The sequence below is a fragment of the Klebsiella sp. RIT-PI-d genome (genome assembly GCF_001187865.1).
GTDB lineage: Bacteria > Pseudomonadota > Gammaproteobacteria > Enterobacterales > Enterobacteriaceae > Superficieibacter.
Map to the genome: position 1 here is coordinate 23,041 of NZ_LGIT01000012.1, position 16,302 is coordinate 39,342.

18 protein-coding genes are annotated in these 16,302 nt (G+C 52.7%); 5 read left to right on the forward strand and 13 right to left on the reverse strand.

Annotated features, from left to right (window positions below):
• Positions 1–34: 34 nt before the first annotated feature.
• From AC791_RS17035 to pmbA, 7 genes are all read right to left on the reverse strand, one after another.
• Positions 35–679, reverse strand: a complete 645-nt coding sequence (locus AC791_RS17035) for a DUF4310 family protein (RefSeq protein WP_049841689.1) — start codon at positions 677–679, stop codon at positions 35–37.
• 11 nt (positions 680–690) lie between these two features.
• Positions 691–1,467, reverse strand: coding sequence for a DUF4311 domain-containing protein (locus AC791_RS17040; RefSeq protein ID WP_049841690.1), 777 nt, complete (start codon positions 1,465–1,467; stop codon positions 691–693).
• Between the two features lie 22 nt (positions 1,468–1,489).
• The gene (locus AC791_RS17045; protein ID WP_049841691.1) at positions 1,490–1,789 is read right to left on the reverse strand and encodes a DUF4312 family protein; all 300 of its coding nucleotides are present in this window, start codon (positions 1,787–1,789) and stop codon (positions 1,490–1,492) included.
• Between the two features lie 2 nt (positions 1,790–1,791).
• The gene (locus AC791_RS17050; RefSeq protein WP_049841692.1) at positions 1,792–2,154 is read right to left on the reverse strand and encodes an SFCGS family glycine-rich protein; all 363 of its coding nucleotides are present in this window, start codon (positions 2,152–2,154) and stop codon (positions 1,792–1,794) included.
• Between the two features lie 10 nt (positions 2,155–2,164).
• Positions 2,165–2,503 (reverse strand): glycine dehydrogenase, encoded by a 339-nt coding sequence (locus AC791_RS17055; RefSeq protein ID WP_049841693.1) that lies wholly within the window; start codon positions 2,501–2,503, stop codon positions 2,165–2,167.
• A 409-nt stretch (positions 2,504–2,912) separates the two neighbouring features.
• Complete coding sequence (cybC, locus tag AC791_RS17060) at positions 2,913–3,302, reverse strand: cytochrome b562 (protein WP_049841694.1); 390 nt, start codon at positions 3,300–3,302, stop codon at positions 2,913–2,915.
• Positions 3,303–3,353: 51 nt separating this feature from the next.
• Positions 3,354–4,706 carry a metalloprotease PmbA gene (gene pmbA, locus AC791_RS17065; protein WP_049841695.1) on the reverse strand — a complete coding sequence of 451 codons (1,353 nt, stop codon included), beginning with the start codon at positions 4,704–4,706 and terminating at the stop codon, positions 3,354–3,356.
• A gap of 94 nt (positions 4,707–4,800) precedes the next feature.
• Here pmbA and yjgA point away from each other — a divergent pair, with 94 nt between their 5' ends.
• From yjgA to AC791_RS17080, 3 genes are all read left to right on the forward strand, one after another.
• Positions 4,801–5,352, forward strand: a complete 552-nt coding sequence (yjgA, locus tag AC791_RS17070) for a ribosome biogenesis factor YjgA (RefSeq protein ID WP_049841696.1) — start codon at positions 4,801–4,803, stop codon at positions 5,350–5,352.
• Positions 5,353–5,649: 297 nt separating this feature from the next.
• Complete coding sequence (locus tag AC791_RS17075) at positions 5,650–6,858, forward strand: aldose 1-epimerase family protein (RefSeq protein ID WP_049841697.1); 1,209 nt, start codon at positions 5,650–5,652, stop codon at positions 6,856–6,858.
• A 181-nt stretch (positions 6,859–7,039) separates the two neighbouring features.
• A complete protein-coding gene (locus AC791_RS17080; RefSeq protein ID WP_049841698.1) occupies positions 7,040–7,483 on the forward strand; it encodes a DUF2628 domain-containing protein in 444 nt (147 codons plus the stop codon).
• A 26-nt stretch (positions 7,484–7,509) separates the two neighbouring features.
• On the opposite strand, the gene AC791_RS17085 is transcribed toward AC791_RS17080, so the two are convergent.
• Together AC791_RS17085 and mpl are read right to left on the reverse strand one after the other, a co-directional pair.
• Positions 7,510–7,845 (reverse strand): hypothetical protein, encoded by a 336-nt coding sequence (locus AC791_RS17085; protein WP_049841699.1) that lies wholly within the window; start codon positions 7,843–7,845, stop codon positions 7,510–7,512.
• 132 nt (positions 7,846–7,977) lie between these two features.
• Positions 7,978–9,354 carry a UDP-N-acetylmuramate:L-alanyl-gamma-D-glutamyl-meso-diaminopimelate ligase gene (gene mpl, locus AC791_RS17090; protein WP_049841700.1) on the reverse strand — a complete coding sequence of 459 codons (1,377 nt, stop codon included), beginning with the start codon at positions 9,352–9,354 and terminating at the stop codon, positions 7,978–7,980.
• A 173-nt stretch (positions 9,355–9,527) separates the two neighbouring features.
• On the opposite strand from mpl, the gene fbp reads away from it, so the two are divergent.
• Positions 9,528–10,526, forward strand: a complete 999-nt coding sequence (gene fbp / locus AC791_RS17095) for a class 1 fructose-bisphosphatase (RefSeq protein ID WP_049841701.1) — start codon at positions 9,528–9,530, stop codon at positions 10,524–10,526.
• A 37-nt stretch (positions 10,527–10,563) separates the two neighbouring features.
• On the opposite strand, the gene yjfF is transcribed toward fbp, so the two are convergent.
• From yjfF to ytfQ, 4 genes are all read right to left on the reverse strand, one after another.
• Positions 10,564–11,568, reverse strand: a complete 1,005-nt coding sequence (gene yjfF, locus AC791_RS17100; protein ID WP_049841702.1) for a galactofuranose ABC transporter, permease protein YjfF — start codon at positions 11,566–11,568, stop codon at positions 10,564–10,566.
• Positions 11,555–12,580: a galactofuranose ABC transporter, ATP-binding protein YtfT gene (ytfT, locus tag AC791_RS17105; protein ID WP_148677833.1), complete on the reverse strand. Its 1,026-nt coding sequence runs from the start codon at positions 12,578–12,580 to the stop codon at positions 11,555–11,557. The genes yjfF and ytfT overlap by 14 nt, the downstream gene beginning before the upstream one ends.
• A gap of 10 nt (positions 12,581–12,590) precedes the next feature.
• Entirely contained in the window at positions 12,591–14,087 is a 1,497-nt protein-coding gene (gene ytfR / locus AC791_RS17110) for a galactofuranose ABC transporter, ATP-binding protein YtfR (RefSeq protein WP_049841704.1), read from the reverse strand.
• A gap of 242 nt (positions 14,088–14,329) precedes the next feature.
• Positions 14,330–15,286, reverse strand: a complete 957-nt coding sequence (ytfQ, locus tag AC791_RS17115; RefSeq protein WP_049841705.1) for a galactofuranose ABC transporter, galactofuranose-binding protein YtfQ — start codon at positions 15,284–15,286, stop codon at positions 14,330–14,332.
• Positions 15,287–15,688: 402 nt separating this feature from the next.
• Between ytfQ and ppa the strand changes: the two genes are divergently transcribed.
• Positions 15,689–16,216 carry an inorganic diphosphatase gene (gene ppa / locus AC791_RS17120; protein ID WP_005134479.1) on the forward strand — a complete coding sequence of 176 codons (528 nt, stop codon included), beginning with the start codon at positions 15,689–15,691 and terminating at the stop codon, positions 16,214–16,216.
• The last annotated feature ends 86 nt before the right edge of the window (positions 16,217–16,302 follow it).

The window sequence follows — 16,302 nt, forward strand, 5'->3', positions numbered from 1 at the left end:
ACGCGCCCGCTGGAAGTTACACCTTCTCAGGCACTTAGCTAATCGCAATCGGAAACAGCGAGCCGAGGATCATCGCGCCGAGGATCGCCCCGCCGGTTATCGGCTTCTGCCAGATGTAAAACAGCAGCGCACCCACCAGCGAGCCAATGCCGATAGGGATCGAGGCGGCCATGGCACTGAGGATAATCAATGGCCCGAGAAAACGTCCGGACGCGTTACCCGCCCCCATCATCACATCCGCGCCGTAAGTGGAGTTGCTCTGGTTGATGGTAAACTTACGCGCCAGAATGATCAGATAGCCAATCGCCAGACCAATCACTAATCCGGTGAAAAGCGACGCGATGAAGTTCTCAACCGGAAAAACAAATCCGGCTCCCAGCAGCAGCGCCGGAACGCCAAGACCCACACCGGTCTGGATCGCGCCGCCGATGTCCAGAATACCAACCAGCGAACCTTCGATAATACGGGCGAAAAGAAAGCTGGCACCAAAGGCTGCCACCGCGCCGTAAACCCCGGTATCCATACCGGCTTTCAGCATCGCCACAAACGCCACTTCGTTAAACGCACCAATACCGTAGAGGTAATACATGTGTGTCCCGGCAAATACGCCGGAGGAGAGCAGACCAACGAAGATCGGGAACGACCAGTCGGCATACCAAAACCCTTTATTCTGTTCCATTGCCGTCTCCGTTATTTGCCGCTGAGCGAGTTGTGGATCAGATCGAGCCAGTTCGGCACGGTCAGATTAAAGGATTCGATCATTTTCATGTCGAAGCCGCGGAAGAAGGCACTCAGAACAAACAGCGTAATAATCGCGCCCATCATCACTTTGGTGACCCGGTGCCAGCCGCTCTCTTCCACGCCCTTACCAATCAGGATCCCCAGTACCAGGCCCGGAACGGCGTTGCCCATGATCAGCTGCGCTGCGCCGCCAAAAATAGTGGCCCAAAAGCCCGATTTCTTGCCCGCATCAATTGCTGCCAGCCAGAAAATCACCGGCATGATGATGTTAACCAGCAGGTTAGCCGCAGGGACCAGCACCTTCACCGCCGTGACCTGTAAAGATTCAGGCACCGATGAGGCGGTCAGGTTGAGAAAGGTCACGACGAAGGTGCCAATGATCCCGCAGGCGATGGCCATTTTTTTCGGGTCGTGCATTGTTTCGCCGACGTTGCGATTTTTGATCATCAGCGCTGCCGCGCCCCAGTTAGGGATAATGCGATGATCAACATCCTGAGTGAATGAACCGGCAGCCACCGAAGATGCCCAGGCGTTAAAGAAAAAGCCTAAACCAAATGAGAAGTGTGACGCAGGATCGCCTTCACAGGAATTCAGCTCACCTAACGTACGAAATGCCCCCATCCCCTGCGTGGTAGGCGCGTGAAACATGCGTGCCGCTCCGGCGCCCACACCCACCCCGACCAGGCCGCCGATGATTAGCGATTTTATTAATATTATCAGGAACATGGTTCCGCCCTATTATTGAGGATCAGCGTTGCGTGACAAAATCGACCTTATCAAGATCGATGGCCGTCACGTTGACGGTAACGTCCAGCTCCACACTGAACGTCCGTCTTTCCCGGCGCAAAAAGAAGAACAAAAAGGCTTCTTTACGCACCGTTTCATGCGCGTGAACAACCTGCACATCCTGTGGCTCAATACGCAGTAAAATATGCGGCGAGGCTTTCATCACTGCCGCCTGAACGTGGTTGAGGGCATCGGCAAAGGCGCGCGATTTGCCCTCGCCTTTACCCTTGACTCTCACCGTGGTGGTGAATTGCTCTTTCATGCTTATGCGCCGTGCTTCTTCTGCCACGCCTGTACCAGACGTTCGCCCAGCTCTTCTTTATCCATAAAGCCAAACCCCAGCACGTTGCAGCCTTCGTTGATGGCGGTCACGCCTTCATCAACCGAGCGCATACCGTATTTCGCTTTATAGCCATATTTGGTCTGGGCAGTAATCGCTCCGGCCCCGCCGCTGCCGCAGAATGAGATGCCGAAGGTGGCATTTTCAGCTTTCATCATGTCGCCCAGCTTCATGTCTGCCGCCATACCCGGCACCACCACGGCACGTCCGCCCGCTTTTTCGACGCCAGCGGCAACTTTCTGGCCTTTCCCTAAACGGTCGCCAATCACTACGGTAATCTGTTCCATCTTGTGCTCCTTAAAGGTTTTCTTTTGCGACTTCGAAGTGAACTGACAGTAGCCAGGCTTCTTCTTCGGGAAGGTTGCCGAATGCTGCGACCACGTCGCGAGCAAGGGCCATTGAGTCTGGTGAAATTTCGTCGAACAGGCTGGCCTCGACTTCGGGTAATGGCTCGCCGGTGATCGCTCGAAAGGCCATTGCCCGCACGTGGGAGGTCAGCATCTGCTCCTGTACGGCATTAGGAATAATGTGGTGACGGCCCAGCAGCGCATATACCTGCGGCAACATGCGATCGGCAAGCTCGCCAATCTGCTCCGTTTGTTCTCCAGCGTCGTTAATGACAGCTCCGTTATTCACTCGTTGTACCCCGTTTTTGGCTCTGGGATAAAACTACCGTCGGACGTTAATAGTTTGTAGCGAGTTGTTTTCCACTTCGAAGTGGAAAGGCGAGTGGCAAGAGTGATCTGTGCCGCATAAATGGGCTGAATAACGATTATTCACTGGGATATCGTGACAAACGTCACATAAAAACGTGGAAATCAGCGGCAGTTAACGGGCAAACGCGTCGTCTACTGGTCTGGAAAAATGTGAGGTTAATAAGGTTTACTTATGAGAAAAGGGGTACATGCGCCGCGTCTGACATCATCCGGTGCAATGAAAGGTGTGCAATAATGCCCGACACGGGTTTGTCAAAAGCCCTGATGTACCGCTGGCATAACTGGTAATACGCTCATGGTTTAACATGAGCGCATTTTGCGTTTAGTGATTAACGATACTTCTTATGATAGGTATTGCGCGTGGTTTTAAACTCTTCTGCCGCGGCCTGCGCTTCTTTCACTTTACCTTCATTGGCGAGCTTAATTGCGCCATCAATTTGCGCGACCAGGATATCGAAGCCGTGGCGATAATCTTTCATTTCCGGGCTGTCGGCGGCTTTATCTTCCAGTTTTGGCGGGGTGGCTTTTTGCGCGTCCAGAGCGGCCGTACGCATATCGGTGAGTGCGGCTTTCATTTCAGCAGCGTTGTCCGTAGTCTGGACCACCTTCAGATTAGTATTAAGGGTGTCCATATCATCTTCAAGATCGGCAGCCATAACATGGGCTGAACTCAGCACAAGCGTGGATACTGCCAGCATCGTCAATAACGTTTTACGCATCGCTCACTTCCTTTTTTATTATTAAAAAGGGCGGCCAGTGCCGCCCTGAGTTTACTGTCCGGCGATTTTCATCTCCGGAAGCAGTACTGAACCACACTGAATATTACTGCGCGTTTCGATATCATTACCGATGGTCACCATATTGCGCCACATGTCTTTCAGATTGCCCGCAATGGTGATTTCGCTTACCGGATACTGGATCTCACCGTTTTCAACCCAGAAGCCCGCTGCACCGCGTGAATAATCGCCGGTGATGCCGCTGACGCCCTGTCCCATAAGTTCGGTGACCACCAGCCCGGTGCCCATCTCTTTCAACAGCCCGGCAAAATCCAGACCCTGTCCGGCAATGCGCCAGTTGTGAATGCCGCCGGCGTGGCCGGTACTTTTCAGGCCCAGCTTACGCGCAGAATAATTAGTTAAAAGCCACTGGGTTAATACCCCATCTTTAATGATGTCGCGGCGTTCTGTGCGCACGCCTTCGCCGTCAAACGGTGTAGATGCCAGCCCTTTGAGCAGGTGCGGATGTTCCTCAATGGTCAGCCATTCCGGCAGGATTTGCTGGCCCAGTGAATCCAGCAGGAAGGTTGATTTACGGTATACGGCGCCGCCCGCAATGGCGCCTACCAGATGACCAAACAGGCCGGTAGCCACTTCGTTAGCGAAGATAACCGGCGCTTTCATGGTAGAGAGTTTACGCGGTGACAGGCGCGATAAGGTGCGACGCGCGCACTCTTCGCCGACCCATTCCGGGCTTTGCAAATCGCCCAGCGCGCGGCCGATGGTATAGGCGTAGTCGCGTTCCATCTCGCCATTCACTTCAGCAATCACACAGCTGGAGAGCGAGTGGCGCGTTGAGCAATAGCTCTGCAACATCCCGTGGCTGTTGCCAAAGACTTTGATCCCGTAATGGCTGTTAAAACTGCCGCCTTCGGTATTGGTAATACGTTTATCAGCGTTAAGGGATGCCTGCTCCGCGCGTGCTGCCAGTTCGATGGCTTCGTCAGGAGAGACTTCAGCCGGATGGAACAGGTCAAGATCCGGCGCGTCAAAGGCCAGAAGATCTTTGTCTGCCACGCCCGCGCACGGGTCCGGAGAGGTATAACGGGCAATATCCAGCGCGGCCTGCACGGTGCGGGCGATGGCATCCGGGCTGAGGTCAGTGGATGAGGCACTTCCTTTGCGATTCTGGTGATAAACGGTGATACCCAACGCGCCGTCACTGTTAAATTCAACATTTTCCACCTCACCGTAGCGGGTGCTGACGCCAATCCCGGTGGTCTTGCTGACCGCCACTTCCGCGCCGTCGGATTTGCCGGAAGCCAGCGCCAGTGCGGTTGATACGGCTTCTTCCAGGACTTTACGCTGCTCTGCAACTTGTGTGATTACTTTCATTACTGATGCCATAATGTAAGGTGAAGTTTATTGAAGTCTAACAGAGAACCCATTCTCAGTGTGCGCTCACAGTGTTAGTATTAGCCTCTTTTTTGAGGAGCCAAATATGACTAAGCAGCCCGAAGACTGGCTCGACGATGTTCCCGGTGATGATATTGAAGACGAAGATGATGAAATCATCTGGGTCAGCAAAAGTGAAATTAAACGTGATGCCGAAGAATTAAAGCAGCTCGGAGCGGAAATGGTCGCGCTGGGCAAGAACGCACTGGACAAGATCCCTCTTGACCAGGACTTGCGTGCTGCTATCGAACTGGCGCAGCGCATCAAGATGGAAGGTCGTCGTCGTCAGTTACAGCTGATCGGCAAAATGCTGCGTCAGCGCGACGTTGAACCCATTCGCCAGGCGCTGGATAAGCTGAAAAACCGGCATAACCAGCAGGTAGCGATGTTCCACAAGCTGGAGCAGATCCGCGATCGTCTGATTGCTGAAGGTGATGACGCGGTGCCGGAAGTGCTGCGACTGTGGCCGCAGGCAGATCGTCAGCAGCTGCGTTCGCTTATCCGTAACGCGAAGAAAGAACAAGAAACCAATAAACCGCCAAAATCGGCTCGGCAGATCTTCCAGTATCTGCGCGAACTGGCAGAAAGCGATCTGTAATATCTCCGGCTGGCGCGGAACGTCCGCGTTAGCCCTTTTCCCTCTTTTTTCCTGCCCTTTTACTCGCGCCACTTTCTAAGGCACAACAAGCTGAATCGTTAAAGCTATTGACGATCAACATCACTTAAATCTATGTAACAGCCATTCAGTTGCGCACATTTTTACAGTAGCGATCATATTTCACACGGCAAATTTGGCTGTTTACTCACCAGGTGAGGCAGGTCACATTTTCATAACGCTGATATCACTAAATTTCATCATGAAAAACATAATCGATTCAGCAAAAAGGATGATTTTATGAAAAAGGCACTGACACTGACTACGCTGGCCCTGCTAATTTCGGCCCCTGCCCTGGCGCAAACATGGGTGCTGACGGGTGCTGAAAACAGTACCGAAAAAGGGAACTGGCAGATCAGCAGCGATAAGCTGAACATCAAAGACAGCCATTTCAGCATTGAGCAAAAAGTGTTGCACGGCGGCAAACAGGAAGGCAGTAAAGTCTTGACCATTACCAGTAAAGACGGCCTCACTATTGCGCTCAGCCCAACGCGCGGTATGAATATACTGCATGTTGAGGGATTTGGCGTACGCATGGGCTGGGACTCGCCGGTTAAAGAGGTGGTCAATCCGGCATTTATTAATCTGGAAAGCCGTAATGGTCTGGGCTGGCTGGAAGGATTCAACGAAATGATGGTTCGCTGCGGCTATGAATGGACCGGGCATCCGGTGACGGCTGACGGTCAGATTTATACCCTGCATGGCAAAGCGGGTAATACGCCGGCCTCGCAGGTAGAAGTCGAGGTAAGCGACTCCGCCCCCTATGAGATCCGTATTCGCGGTTTGCTGAAAGAGAGCACCTTCAAAAAAGCCGATCTGCAAACCATGACTGAATTGCGCTATGTGCCCGGCAGCAACAGCTTTAGTCTGCACGACGTGTTAACCAACCATGCTGACTACCCGCATGATTATCAGATTATTTATCACAGTAACTTTGGTAAACCGATCCTTGAAGAGGGTGCACGTTTTCTTGCGGCCATGGAAAGTATCAGCCCCTTCAACGATTATGCGAAGGACGGTCTGAAAACGTGGCAAACGTATCTGGGTCCAACCAAAGGTTTTGATGAAATGGTTTTTAACATCAAACCGTTATCAGACAGCAATCATCACACCCTGGCGGCAGTCGTCAATAAGGCGGGAGATAAAGGTGCCGCTATTCAGTTCGATACTCGCCAGCTGCCCGTTCTGACCCTGTGGAAAAATACCGATACCGGGAAGCAAGGCTATGTGACCGGTATTGAGCCGGGTACAAATTATGCCTATCCGGTGACAATTGAACGCGAGCAAAAACGCGTGAAGCAACTTCAGCCTGGTGAAAGTACTCAGTTCGATCTGACTTATACCTTATTACACAGCAGCAGCCAGGTCAGCGAGGTAGAAAAAACCATTAACGATATTCAGGGCACCACGACGCTAAAAATCGATGAAACCCCGATAGCGAAAGAATAATTCCCGCAGGGCCTGTCCGGTTATATTGGGCAGGCCATTCTCATTATTAATAAATATTGTCAAATAGTCTTTAATTTCCCCACCTGATTTGGGAGGCGGTAGCTGACCTGCTAATTTGAATAGTCTATCCTTGCTCGGGCAACCAGCATATCTGGTATTCTCTGGGGAAAGGAAAAAACATATGACACAAAAAACATATAGCGAGAAATGGAAAGATCGCTTCGACTTCTTTGAGCGTAATGGCCTGCCGGGCTCGCCGGGTTATCGTGATGCCGTTAAGAAATTAAAATTTTTACAGCGCCCGCGCTACATGTATAACTTTTATGCTTTTTTCTTTGGCTTTATCTACTTCTGTATTCTGGGTTTATGGAAAAAAGGCCTGACGCTTTTTGTCGGTATTGCCGTTATCAACCTGCTGATAGGGGTGGTTGAAGTGATGGGCGATCTGAATCTCGACGGCGTGGTAAGAGGGGTAAACCTGGCCTATGCTGCTTTCTGCGCGATGTCAGTGAATAGCGCTTATTATCTGCATACGATTAAAGGTGTCGATAGCTGGAATCCCTTCCAGGGCATGAGCCGCAAGAGTTCAGCTGAACTTGAAAAAGTGCCGTCACGTCAGTATTAATGCTGTCAGGGAGTACCCGTTACTCCCTACATTGAATCTGCCAGCAAAAGACTCCCCACTAATAACGTCAACGTAATACTGGAAATAAAGAAAGCCAGAAACGCTTTTAATCGCCGCGTTGAAGCCACCATACCCGCGATACTCATGGGGAAACTGACCGTTATTAATAGCAGGACCACACACCATCCGGCCATTACTGCCAGGTCGAGAACCTCAACCCACTCATCGCTATAATTTGTAAATACCGCAAAAAGGACCATTAACGCAAAGAGTACCAGCGAGGCAATACTTACGCTCAGCGCAACACTGACCATCTTTACGTTCTTTTCAACCGGTGTGGCCACCTCGGGTAATATTGTCATGATCAATTGCCTGTTTCAGGGTTGGCTATTTAAACCCTGAAATAATAGGCGAACCGTATCAACGTTGTAAACCCGCATAAAAAAGGGGCCTGACAATGGTCGGCCCCGGTATAACAACATTACGTATGGCGATTAATATTGTGTGGCTTCAGCCTTTTTCGCCAGTTTATCCAGCAGCTTCTGATGAATACCGCCAAAACCCCCGTTGCTCATGACCAGAATATGATCGCCCGGCTGCGCGGTTTTCACCACCATATCAGCAAGCGTATCAACATCGGCATGCCAGTGGGCAGGCTGAACACAGGCATCAGCCACCTCTGTCACCTGCCAGGGAATATGCTGCGGCTGGAGAAGAAAGACTTCATCCGCACGTCCCAGGGACGGCGCAAGATCGTCTTTACAGATGCCCATCTTCATGGTGTTAGAGCGTGGTTCAAGCACGGCAAGAATACGCGCGGTGCCACCAACTTTGCCACGTAGCGCAGCAAGCGTGGCCAGAATAGCGGTCGGATGATGCGCAAAATCGTCATATACCGTTACGCCGTTAGCCTCACCGCGCAGCTCAAGGCGGCGACGGGCATTGATAAATGACCCCAGCGCGTTTGCCGCATCCGCTGGCGTGACGCCCACATGACGTGCGGCGGCGATGGCCATCAATCCATTGTGCATATTATGCTCACCCACCAGCGCCCACTGCACTTCTCCGACTTTCTCGCCGTCCAGCAGTACTTCCCACCGGGAGGCATCGGTAGTCAGTTTTTTCGCCTGCCAGTGTCCCTGCTCACCGACCAGCTCCTGTTCACTCCAGCAGCCCATTGCCATCGTCTGTTTCAGATTGATGTCGTTCTCTGGCAGGATGATTTTTCCGCGCCCCGGGACGATGCGAACCAGATGATGGAACTGTTTCTGAATCGCTTTCAGATCGTCAAAAATATCCGCGTGATCGAACTCAAGGTTGTTCAGTACCAGCGTACGCGGGCAATAGTGGACAAACTTAGAACGTTTATCGAAAAACGCACAGTCATATTCGTCGGCTTCAATCACAAAGAACGGGCTGTTGCCCAGACGCGCTGAAACCTCAAAGTTACCCGGTACGCCGCCGATGACAAATCCGGGCTGATAGCCGCAGGCTTCGAGGATCCAGGTGGCCATTCCCGCCGTGGTGGTTTTACCATGAGTGCCTGCAATAGCAATCACCCAGCGGTCGCGCAGCACAAAGTCATGTAGCCACTGTGGACCGGACATGAAGGGAATATTGCGCTCCAGTACCGCTTCGACACAGGGATTGCCGCGCGTCATCGCGTTGCCAATGATCACCAGATCCGGCTGGGGATCAAGCTGAGCGACATCGTAACCCTGAATCAGGGTAATACCCTGGTTCTCAAGCAGCGTGCTCATTGGCGGATAGACATTGTTATCCGATCCTGTTACCTCGTGGCCCAGGGAGCGGGCCAGCATGGTCAGGCCACCCATAAACGTGCCACAAATTCCTAAAATATGAATGCGCATGTATGACTTCCTTCTTTTCTATTGCCACATTTTACCCACATGTTCGCCGGTGCGGAAATGCATTTCAGGATTTTCCTTGCGTTGCTGGCGCGATTCACCTGTGCGCGTTCTTTTGAAACTTTGTTAAGATTGTTGCAACAACATTAATCCACATACAATGCAGGGAAAGTGTTATGAAAACGTTAGGTGAATTTATTGTCGAAAAGCAGCATGAGTTTTCACATGCTACCGGTGAGCTCACTGCTTTATTATCGGCAATAAAGCTGGGAGCGAAGATCATCCACCGCGATATCAACAAAGCCGGGCTGGTCGATATTCTCGGTGCCAGCGGTGCTGAAAATATCCAGGGCGAAGTTCAGCAGAAACTTGACCTGTTTGCCAACGAAAAACTGAAGGCGGCCCTGCGCGCCCGCGATATCGTGGCCGGTATCGCGTCAGAAGAAGAAGATGAGATTGTTGTTTTTGAAGGCTGCGAGCACGCCAAATATGTGGTGCTGATGGATCCGCTGGACGGCTCTTCCAATATCGATGTTAACGTTTCTGTCGGCACCATTTTCTCTATTTATCGTCGCGTGACCCCGGTCGGGACGCCGGTCACCGAAGAGGATTTTCTGCAGCCGGGGAACAAGCAGGTGGCAGCAGGTTATGTGGTGTATGGCTCATCGACGATGCTGGTTTATACCACCGGCTGCGGCGTACACGCGTTTACCTACGATCCGTCGCTGGGCGTATTTTGTCTCAGTCAGGAACGTATGCGCTTCCCGGAAAAAGGCAATACGTACTCCATTAACGAAGGGAACTATATTAAATTCCCTGCTGGCGTGAAGAAATACCTGAAGTTTTGCCAGGAAGAAGACAAGTTGACCCAGCGTCCTTATACCTCACGTTATATTGGTTCGCTGGTCGCTGACTTTCACCGTAATCTGCTGAAAGGCGGGATTTATCTCTATCCAAGCACCGCCAGCCATCCGGAAGGTAAGCTGCGTTTACTGTATGAATGCAACCCGATGGCGTTCCTCGCTGAACAGGCGGGTGGCAAGGCGAGCGATGGTAAGGATCGTATTCTGGATATCATGCCGGAGACCCTGCACCAGCGCCGTCCGTTCTTTGTCGGTACCGACCATATGGTCGACGATGTAGAACGTTTTATTCGCGAATTCCCGGACGCCTGATGGCATATTTACCCTCTCCCGCCGGGAGAGGGTATTGTCAGCTTTTCGTGGCCGAGGCAACATTTACCCGCGTAACCGGCGAGCTTTGACGATTTTCCCACAGCACCGTCAGACCGCGCTGCAGGGCGATAAAAATAAATAATAAGATGCCGATGGCAATTTTGGTCCACCAGCTGCTTAACGTGCCGTCGAAATTAATATAGGTCTGAATGAGTCCCTGAATTGCCACGCCAAATAAGGTGCCTAATACCGTACCGACCCCACCGCTTAACAGCGTTCCGCCAATAACTACCGACGCAATGGCATCCAGTTCAACGCCGACGCCCGCCAGGGCGTAGCCAGCCTGGGTATAAAGGGAGAAGACAATCCCCGCAAGCGTCGCAAGGCCAGTTGACAGCATATAAATACGGATAGTGGTGCTGCGCGTAGAGATGCCCATCAAATTGGCAGAGGTAGCGTTGCCGCCAATGGCATAGACTTCGTTGCCAAAGCGCGTGCGGCGGGCGAGGAAAATGCCGATCACGACCACCCCGAGCATGAGCAGGCCCATCGCACTCAACCGTCCACCGCCGGGAATTTTCCACGCCAGGCTGGACAGCGTGTCGTATATCGGGTGATTAATCGGGATCGACTCTTCCGAAACCAGGTAGCTTACGCCACGCAGAAAGAACATCCCTGCCAGCGTAATAATAAACGCCGGGATTTTTAGCGCATCAATCAGTAATCCCATAAAGGCGCCGAACGCGCAGCCCATCGCCAGCACCAGCGGGAAAGCCACCAGCGGCGACAGGCCCCAGAAGCCGATCGCTTTGGCAAGAAACACGCCGGTGAAGGCGATAACGGAGCCAACCGACAGATCGATGCCGCCGGAGAGGATCACAAAGGTCATGCCAACGGCGATAATCCCCAGAAAAGCGTTATCGGTCAGGATATTGCAGATGACCCGCGTTGACGCGAAGCCAGGGAACTGGGTCAGGCAATAAAGATAGCCCAACACAAATACGCCGAGTGTGATCATCAGCGGCAGGTTACGTTTTATCATGACCACCTCTTCTTTTTAGCATCTGGATAAAGAGCGGTGCCTGAACAATCAGCACGCACATCACCACTACGGCTTTCACCACCTGATTCAGTTCCGGCGGAAAGCCGGAGAGCAAAATGCCGGTGTTCATCCCCTGAATAATCAGCGCGCCGACTACCGACAGAAACAGATTAAAGCGTCCGCCCATCAGCGATCCTCCGCCAATAACCACGGCCAGGATCGCATCCAGTTCCAGCCATAATCCGGCGTTATTGGCATCTGCCCCGCGAATATCCGCGGCGACGATAATCCCGGCAATTGCCGCGCACACGCCGCTCAGAACGTATGCCAGCATCACCACCAGTCGGGTATTAACGCCGGCGTTTTTCGCCGCCCGAATATTAATCCCGACGGCTTCAATAAACATGCCGAGCGCCGTTTTGCGGGTAAAAAGCCAGAACAACAGCAGCGTCACAAGGGCGATAATTACCGGCGTCGGGAAGAAAAACAGCGATCCGCTGCCAATCCATGCCAGATGCGGTGAGTTAAACGTAACGATTTGCCCGGAAGTAATAAGCTGCGCCACTCCCCGCCCGGCCACCATCAGGATCAGCGTGGCGACGAAAGGCTGGATCTTGAGAATGGCTACCAGAATGCCATTCCACAGCCCGGCCAGCGCGCCCGCGCCCAGCGATGCCAGCAGCACGACGGTCAGTGAATGCCCGGCTACGGTCATTGAGGCGGCGGTAGCGCCGGCAATGGCCATCACTGCGCCAACGGAAAGATCGATACCGCCAGTCGCAATCACCAGCGTCATACCGATCGCCAGCAGGGCAACAGGGGCCGCCCGATTCAGGATATCAATCGGGCTACCAAACAGCCGCCCGTCCTGTAACACTATCTGGAAAAAGTGCGGGGCAACCAGGCTATCAACCACCAGCACCAGTGCCAGCGCAATCAGCTGCGGCATGCCCGGAGGCCAGTGAAAGCGCCGTTTTGGCGGCGTGGTTTGCGGAAGAGATCGGGACATCACAAGATTCTCCTTATGCCGCAATGGCATTCATGATCGCCGGAACGGAGAGCTGATCCAGCGGGATCTCCGCCACCTGTTTGCGATCGCGCATAATAATGACCCGATCGGCGTAACCCACCAATTCTTCCAGTTCAGAGGAGATCACCAGCAGCGCCAGCCCATCGGCACACAGCGTTTCGATCAGGCGAATAATTTCGGCGTGTGCGCCGACGTCAATACCGCGGGTTGGCTCGTCAAGGATCAGGAATTGCGGGCGGGTCAACAGCCAGCGCGACAGCAGCACTTTTTGCTGATTGCCGCCGGAGAGAAACTCAATCGGCTGTTCAGCGCTGGGCGTGCGGATACCTAACTGGCGAATAAAGCGCTCAGCAATCGCGTTTTGTTCACGACGAGGAATGGGGCGCAGCCAGCCGCGCTGGGCCTGAAGCGCCAGAATAATATTCTCACGCACCGAGGCGGCGGCGATAATACCGTCAGTTTTACGATCCTCCGGGCAAAAGCCGATGCCAAGACATGACGCCTGGTGCGGTGAACGCAATGTTTGCGGCTTGCCTTTGATCATCGCGCTGCCGCTGTCAGCCGGTTTGATACCGAAAATAACTTCTGCCGTTTCCGTGCGCCCCGATCCGAGAAGACCGGCCAGTCCGACGATCTCGCCCGGCCTTACTTCCAGGTTGAATGGATGGATCACCCCTTTTTTGCCAAAATCATTGAAGGCGGCCACCGGTTTCTCACTCAGTAGCGTACGTCCTGCCCGCTGGAGCGCATTATTATCCAGGTCGCGGCCGAGCATCATTTTTACCAGTTCGATCTGTGGAAGCTCTCGCGTCTCACGGCAGCCGACAAAGCCGCCGTTGCGCAGAACAGTAATGCGATCGCTCACCTCATAGACCTGATCGAGAAAGTGAGTAACAAACACCAGACTTACGCCCCGATCCCGTAGCTGGCGCATCAGGGTGAAAAGCATCTCTACTTCCTGCGTATCCAGACTGGCAGTCGGTTCGTCGAGGATTAGCACTTTTGCTGAGAGATCGATAGCGCGGCAGATCGCCACGATCTGCTGCATGGCGACCGAGAAACGATTAAGCGGTTCGCGTACGTCCAGTGAAAAACCGTATGACGCCATTAATGCCGTCGCCCGGCGTTCCATCTCTTTACGGCGCAAAAAACCGAAACGTCTGGGTTCGCGGCCAATAAACAGGTTATCTGCCACCGACATATTGGGCAGCAGATTAACTTCCTGATAGACCGTGCCAATACCCACTTGCTGAGCATCGGCGGTATTTTTGGGCGAAATGACGTTACCATCCAGCCAGATAGTGCCGCGATCGGGATGATAAACGCCGGTCAGCGCCTTAATCAGCGTCGATTTGCCGGCACCGTTTTCGCCGAGCAGAGCCATAATTTCGCCGCGACGCAGGCTAAAATCGACATTGTCGAGCGCTTTGACACCGGGGAAGAATTTACTCAGTCCTTCAGTGCGCAGGATGTCCTGATGTGTATGCATATTTTATCCTCTACCCATTCCCCTCACCTTCTTCCACAGGAAGAAGGTACGGTGTGGTGCGCGATGCGATGCCCGGCGTCGAATATAGCGTTGCCACCGGGGACAGGCATTACAGGGCGCGGCCTCGTGTTGCGAGAAACTTTCTGGCGTTCGATATCACAGCCTGAAAAGCCCAGGCAAGGTGTCAAATGTGGCCGGATGTGCTCCCTCTCCCTCAGGGAGAGGGCCGGGATGAGGGTGGTTTAGTACCCCATATTTTTCTTCTTCTCTAACTCTTCTTTCGCCGTATCCGGCAGATAGAGCGTCGACTTAGTGATCGTTAATTTCTCAGGCTGCGTGCCGTCTTTCTTGAATTTTTCCAGCGCGTCAAATGCCGGACCCGCCATATTCGGCGTCAGTTCAACACTGGCATTCGCTTCACCGTCAATCATCGCTTTATAAATGTCCGGAACGCCGTCAATCGAACCGGTAAGAATATCGCTACCCGATTTCAGGCCGGCTTCTTTAATGGCCTGGATGGCACCGATCGCCATATCGTCGTTATGGGCGTAAACCATGCAGATGTTTTTGCCGTTGTTTTCCGCTTTGATAAAGCTCTCCATAACTTCTTTACCCTTACTGCGGGTAAAGTCGCCGGACTGAGAGCGGATAATCTTAATATTTGAGGCTTTAGAAATGGCCTCTGCGAAGCCTTTCTTACGATCGATAGCCACGCTGGCACCGACGGTCCCCTGCAATTCGACAACATTGCACGGTTTACCTGCGACGGTTTTCACCAGCCAGTCACCAATCAGGCGGCCTTCCAGTACGTTATCGGCGGTGACGGTGGTCATGTAGAGCGATTTATCTTTCACATCAATGGAGCGGTCGAGAAGGATCACCGGGATTTCCGCATCTTTCGCCTCTTTCAGTACCGGCTCCCAGCCCGTCGCCACCACTGGTGCAATGAAGATCGCGTCAACGCCCTGAGCGATAAAAGATCGCACCGCTTTGATTTGGTTTTCCTGTTTTTGCTGGCCATCAGCAATCTTCAGGGTGATGCCGCGTTTTTGAGCTTCGCTTTTGGCGACGCTGGTTTCTGCCGCGCGCCAGCCAGATTCAGAACCGACCTGGGAAAAACCGACGGTCAACGGGGCGGCCATCGCCATAGACGACATGGCTGCCGAAACTGCTGTGACTAAAAGTAAGCGCTTCCACATAAGAGCGTCCTCGTAGGGTTATTGTGAGTAAAAAGTCACCTGCGCTTGAACTATAGACAAACCGGGATGTAACAAAATGAGTTACATCACACTTCAGAAAAAAGAACACTTCATTAACAAGGGCCTTGGGCGCGAAGGGCGATGCCGCGGGGGATAGCGGGAAAGCGAAAGCCTGATAAAAATGAATAATTTTCAGCCAGTTATTCGCTTTGTCAGGCCACTTTGTAACCGGTTACACAAATTTATACAGTAAGTAGCTGACTTTATGGATATTCCTGTCACCAGAGAGGCGATTAAGACCGATCCTGAAAAAGCGCGGGAAGAAAAACAGGTCAAGACATTCTGCGGCAGTTGGCTATAATACCGGGCACTTGTTTGCCATACATTTTAAAGGAAACAGACATGAGCTTACTCAACGTCCCGGCCGGTAAAGATCTGCCGGAAGATATTTACGTTGTTATCGAGATCCCGGCGAACGCGGACCCGATCAAATACGAAGTCGACAAAGAAAGCGGCGCGCTGTTCGTTGACCGTTTCATGTCCACTGCGATGTTCTATCCGTGCAACTACGGCTACATCAACCACACCCTTTCGCTGGACGGTGACCCGGTAGACGTTCTGGTCCCGACGCCGTATCCGCTGGAGCCGGGTTCAGTGATCCGCTGCCGTCCGGTTGGCGTGCTGAAAATGACCGACGAGTCTGGCGAAGATGCCAAACTGGTTGCGGTTCCGCACACCAAACTGAGCAAAGAATACGATCACATTAAAGATGTGAACGACCTGCCGGATCTGCTGAAAGCGCAGATCACCCACTTCTTCGAGCATTATAAAGATCTCGAAGCGGGCAAATGGGTCAAAGTTGACGGCTGGGATAATGCAGAAGCAGCGAAAGCAGAGATCGTGGCCTCTTTCGAGCGCGCGAAAAAGTAAGAACGTTTCTTTGTGTGAATGAAAGCCTGGCCATCGCGCCGGGCTTTTTTATTAGCTGCGATACGCTTAATGCCTGATGGCGCTGT